Source organism: Streptomyces sp. NPDC002130 (assembly GCF_040296465.1).
GTDB lineage: Bacteria > Actinomycetota > Actinomycetes > Streptomycetales > Streptomycetaceae > Streptomyces.
The window spans coordinates 1-3,418 of the sequence record NZ_JBEOXI010000464.1 but is presented as its reverse complement, the minus strand read 5'-3'; the positions used below and the strand labels follow the sequence as shown (position 1 = coordinate 3,418).

Annotated in this window: 3 protein-coding genes, 1 tRNA gene and 2 pseudogenes; 1 reads left to right on the top strand and 5 read right to left on the bottom strand. The window is 65.0% G+C overall.

Annotated elements, in window-relative coordinates:
- Positions 1-187: 187 nt before the first annotated feature.
- The 4 genes from ABT116_RS41065 to ABT116_RS41050 form a co-directional block, all read right to left on the bottom strand.
- Entirely contained in the window at positions 188-949 is a 762-nt protein-coding gene (locus tag ABT116_RS41065) for a hypothetical protein (RefSeq protein ID WP_116103027.1), read from the bottom strand.
- A 146-nt stretch (positions 950-1,095) separates the two neighbouring features.
- Positions 1,096-1,167: transfer RNA gene (locus ABT116_RS41060), tRNA-Arg, on the bottom strand.
- A gap of 61 nt (positions 1,168-1,228) precedes the next feature.
- Positions 1,229-1,453: a hypothetical protein gene (locus ABT116_RS41055; RefSeq protein ID WP_351645284.1), complete on the bottom strand. Its 225-nt coding sequence runs from the start codon at positions 1,451-1,453 to the stop codon at positions 1,229-1,231.
- Complete coding sequence (locus tag ABT116_RS41050; RefSeq protein WP_351645281.1) at positions 1,450-2,817, bottom strand: phage minor capsid protein; 1,368 nt, start codon at positions 2,815-2,817, stop codon at positions 1,450-1,452. Before ABT116_RS41050 ends, ABT116_RS41055 begins: the two co-directional genes overlap by 4 nt.
- 38 nt (positions 2,818-2,855) lie before the next feature.
- On the opposite strand from ABT116_RS41050, the pseudogene ABT116_RS41045 reads away from it, so the two are divergent.
- Positions 2,856-3,302, top strand: a pseudogene (locus ABT116_RS41045) (DNA gyrase subunit A); the annotation flags it as partial.
- Between the two features lie 47 nt (positions 3,303-3,349).
- Here the strand turns inward: ABT116_RS41045 and ABT116_RS41040 are convergent.
- Positions 3,350-3,418, bottom strand: a pseudogene (locus ABT116_RS41040) (barstar family protein); the annotation flags it as partial.

Here is a 3,418-nt window from a genome sequence, read left to right as displayed (position 1 = left end):
GGCCTCGAAGACAGCGGGCTTGCGGACGTTGACCGTGTTGCCGACCTTCTGCGCGGTGAACTCGCGAGAGTGGTCGGTGTGCACGAGTGGCACCATGACCAGCGATTCGTAGAGCGTCGCGAGGGCCTGGCGTGCGATGACGTCGGGGGTGAGGAAGTTGTTTGCCACGGTGTGGGCTCCTTACGGGTCAGCGGGCATCGCGCCGCTTGCGGCGCGAAACTCGGAGGGAATCGATGTCGGTGGCCTTGGGCTCACCGGCGGTGGGGTCGCCGTTGCCGGCGGAGAGGTCGGCACCCGAACGTGCGGGGCCGTCCTTCTTCGGCTTGCGCAGGCGTGGGTGCTCGGCGATCGCGTTCTCGATCGCGGTCTTCAGCTGGTCCTCGAGATCCGTTGCGTCCGGGTCGATCGCAGCGATGGTGGTTCGGAACGTGAGGGAGTCGAGCAGTGCGACAGCATCGGCGTCGGTGTCGTCTGCAGCGCGGTAGAGGGCGAGGTCGCGTCGGGCTTCGGCGGCTGCCTTGGTCTGCGCTGTCGCGCGTGCTTCGGCGTCGTCTGCCTTGGCCTTCGCCTGGGCAACGACTTCGGCGGGGTCGACTTCGGTCTTGTCCTCTGCGGGGAGAATTCCGAGTTCTTTGCCGAGTCGTTCGGTGAACTCCCGCTGCTGCTGTTCGGCTGCTGCGCGGGCTTCTTCGCGTGCCTTGTCGGCGGCTTCTTCGGCGGCCTTGGCGATCGCTTCCTGGTTCGCCTGTCGGAGCTGCTGGTTTTCGCGGCGGAGTTTGCGCGCCTCGGAAACCTTGATGACGGGATCGTCGTCGTCGGTGGTCGTTGCGCCGCCTTCGTTACCCGTGGTGGGTTCGGTGGTGGTGGTCTCCTCGACGGTGGTGTCGTTGTCGGTGGGATCACCTGCGGGGCTGTCGGTTTCGACGACTGTGCTGGTGCTGTCGGACATGAGGTGGCCCTTCTTGCCGCGCCGGGCGGCGGGTAGGCAGACGGCACGACGCCAGGTCGGTACCGCGGGAAATGTGAAAGGAGCCCCGACGCCAGGTCAGAGGCTTGAAGGTCCCGGTTCTGCCGCCAGGGCAGGTACGGGGGACGTTGATGCGGCAGGGGTCGAACCTGCGACTCGCCGGTCAGGAACCGGTTGCTCTCCGGGTGAGCTACGCACCATGAACGGCGACAAGCCCGCTACACCGGTGTGGTGTGCGGGCTTGTCGGCTGTTCGGTTGGGTTAGGCGCCTTGGGGGTGTTCGGCGTGGAACTGCGTCCAGGCCGCGGCGATCGCGGCAGGTCTGTCAGACGGTGTGGCGGTGATGATGGCTGCGAGTGCGTCGTCGTGCCATTGCCCGAACGGGCTGCAAGAGTTGACTTCTCCCTCATCGATCGCGAGGTTGATGTCGTACTCGAATAGTGTTCGCCATTCGGAGTAGCCGGTCGGGGTGCCGTTGGTTCTCATTGCTTTCTAGCCTCCGGAACCTGTGCGAGCAGCATCTCGTGCAGTGCGCGCGAGACTTCCGTTGCGTCGTCGCCGTTGAGTTCGACGTCGAGGAACGCTTCGCCGAGAACTTCGACCGGATCGACGATCATGGGGTTGTCGTGGCGGAACGAGTACCCCGACATCTGACTCTGCAGCCAGCGGGTTTGAGTGTCGTTGTCGCCTTTCACCACCTCAGGATGCCGTGACATGACCTCTGTGACCGTCCGAAGCACTTTCCGGCGCGCCGTGTGATTGCCGAGGTGGTCGATGACGTGCCCGAATTCGTGGACGATGACCGACCACATCCCTCTGCGGGCTGAGTTGCGTGGGTGGAAACCGCCTTGCTCGTCCTGTTCGAGTGAAGCCAGCAGGGCTGACCGGTCGCGGAGCACTGTCTCCGAAACCGAGAGCCTGCCGACGATCCATCCTCCGGGGTTGTCGGGATCCGGATTGCCGCCCGCGTTCGCCAGGTGCCGCTCGGGGAGGTCTCGTGTTCGCAAGCGGGGCGCCCGCGCCCACGGATACCGGTGGTGCATGTCGACGACTGCGTCCACCAGTTCTCCGAATGTGTCCAGGTCTGCGACCTCGAATCCGGTCGCTGCGACGTCGATGTCGGTGAGCCGTTGCAGTTGGCGTTGGTATCCGTCGCCGCCATGTGATCGAGGCGAGTCAGGAGTGGGTGGACCTGGGTTGCCGGTCACCATCGCCGGGCGCTCGAGCCGTGTGCGGTATCCGAGGTCGATCTGTTCTCGGCGCGGCAAGCGTGGCACGCCGGTCTCGTCGACCAGTTCTCGGATTTGCTTCTGTGCTGCGCGTACGCGAGTGTTCGCCGTTGCTATTGCAGCGGGGGTGATCGCTGCCGCGCGCATCCGCTTGCTGGCCCGCACCTCTCGTTCGAGGGCTCGCAACTGTTGCGTGGCCACGTATCCAGCGGGATCAACCGGTGGCACGTTCGGGAGATCGTCGCCGGGCACCCACAGTCGCAAACCGTGGCGGCAGCCCGGGTGGTGCAGTCCGCGTGCGCGTGCCTCGGATAATGACGCCACCACCGGGACTGATCGGCCGGCGTGGATCGCACCGCGTGTGGCGCCAGTCAGGGACAGGAGTCGACCCTGGAACGGTGCGCATTGTGGTGAGCAATTCGCCACGGTGCTTACACGCACCAGGTCGTAGCCGTTCTCGGACAGCAGTGCCGTGTGCGTATCCATCGCAGCCCGCGCGCATGCTGTGCGGGTTGCCATTTCGACGTAGTTGACCAGGTTGATCCTGCGACCGCGCCGATCGACGAAGCCGGTGATTCCGCGTGCGGCGAACCGGTCGAGCATCTGCTGCGCGAGCGCCACCCGACCGGCTTCCCCCTGGATCCGGGAGGATAGGACTGCCGGTGCACCGCCGCGTGCTCTACGCGATGTACGACAACGGATATCGTCCGGACCGCGGATACGTGAAGTCTGCCCGACCGGTCGCCGAGACCATGGGTAACTACCACCCCCACGGCGACTCCTCGATCTACGACACGTTGGTTCGTATGGCCCAGCCGTGGTCGCTGCGTTACCCGCTCGTCGACGGTCAGGGGAACTTCGGCTCCCGCGGCAACGACGGCGCAGCCGCCATGCGTTACACCGAGTGCAGGCTCACGCCGCTCGCGATGGAAATGCTGCGCGAAATCGACCACGAGACAGTCGATTTCACTCCGAACTACGACGGCAAGACGCAGGAACCGACGGTTCTGCCCAGCCGTATCCCGAACCTTCTGATCAACGGTTCCAACGGCATCGCCGTCGGTATGGCCACCAACATTCCGCCGCACAACCTGCGTGAACCCGCACCTCGGACCACAACTACATATCCGGCGCCGAGTCCGAGGACGTCGTCGAGATCGCGCATGACATCGTCGAAAGCGTCTTTGTTTCGCCCGAAGTGGGACGGAAACTGGAAGGCTGC